Source organism: Sporosarcina sp. Y838, assembly GCF_056786515.1.
This window is the reverse complement of the sequence record NZ_JBXCJD010000045.1, coordinates 1-1,305: the sequence shown is the minus strand read 5'-3', so window position 1 is coordinate 1,305 and position 1,305 is coordinate 1. Positions and strand designations below refer to the sequence as shown.

General features: G+C 39.5%; 1 protein-coding gene. It reads left to right on the top strand.

What is annotated here, in order from left to right; all coding sequences use genetic code 11:
• Positions 1-189 precede the first annotated feature (189 nt).
• Positions 190-1,305: IS110 family RNA-guided transposase (locus AC1TO4_RS19790; RefSeq protein WP_482106706.1), on the top strand; the 1,116-nt coding region annotated here is incomplete at its 3' end.

Genomic DNA, 1,305 nt, shown 5'->3' with positions numbered 1-1,305 from the left:
TTTTGTATAGTAGAGGTGAAGAATAGGTCGTGAGCTCTTTGGGATCTTGAATCCGTAAGAAAAACCGGCCTACTTCACCACCCTTATTTGAATCAGGTTTGAGTATGTTGGATCCTTTGAGATCGTGTATAAGAAATGGGAATCGATAAGGTTAAGGTGAAGCTTTCATACATCAAGAGGAGGCAGAATATGAAACACGTTATAGCGTTTGACGTCAGTATGGGTAAAAGCTACATGGTCGTCTATAACGCATTGAAAAAATGTGAACTAGAGAAAGAAATCGAACATACGCGTCCCGAGTTCACAAAACTGAAGTTATTGATTGATGACCTAATTGACGGATATGGGGAACAGCCACACATCGTCTTTGAAGCGACGGGTGTCTATTCAAGAGTCCTCGAACGTTTCATGCGAGATAATGGCTATAGATATTGTCGACTGAATCCGTTAGAGGCGAAGCTCCAATGTGATACGCTACGCATCCATAAAACGGATCGGAGTGACGCACATCAATTAGCACTTACTCATTTTACGAATAATAGAAGGTTGGAAACTAACTTCGATAATGTTTATGCCCAGTTGAAAGGCCTATCTAGACATTATGGTGAATTGGACGATGAATTGAGTGTGGTTCGAAATAGACTACATAAAGTTATCCAGGTAACCTTTCCTGAATTAGAGAAAATCTTTACGAGTAAGTCTGAGTTATTTCTTAATGTAGCTCAACTCTTCCCACATCCAGACATCGTTCTTACCTACTCGAAGACGATTATCAAAAACCGGATACTCTCAAATACAAACAAACGAATGTCAGCAAAAAAAGCTGAAGAGAAAGCAATTAAACTACTTGAGGCTGCTGAACAATCCTATCCGGCAGTTTCTTCAACAGACGTTTTTTGCGATCAGGTCATTGTGTATGCAAAACGATACCAAGAACTCCTTCTCCAAAAAGAACAATGCATCGACAAGATGGCGACGCTAGCTGAGGGACTAGAAGAGTATAGTTTACTCCTTAGCATTCCAGGAATCGCCACGAATACAGCAGTCCGCCTAATCGCTGAAATTGGGAATATCCGACGTTTTGATAATCACAAACAACTCAACGCTTTCGCCGGTATTGATATTCGTCGTTACCAATCAGGTAAATTTATTGCGAAAGACAAAATCAATAAACGTGGGAATAAACACCTGAGGAAATTACTTTATATCATCATTCAAAATATGATTAGGTTAAGACGTTTTGGACAAAACCACTTCGTCGACTATTATGACAAACTAAAAAAGCAACCCTATAACAAATGTCAT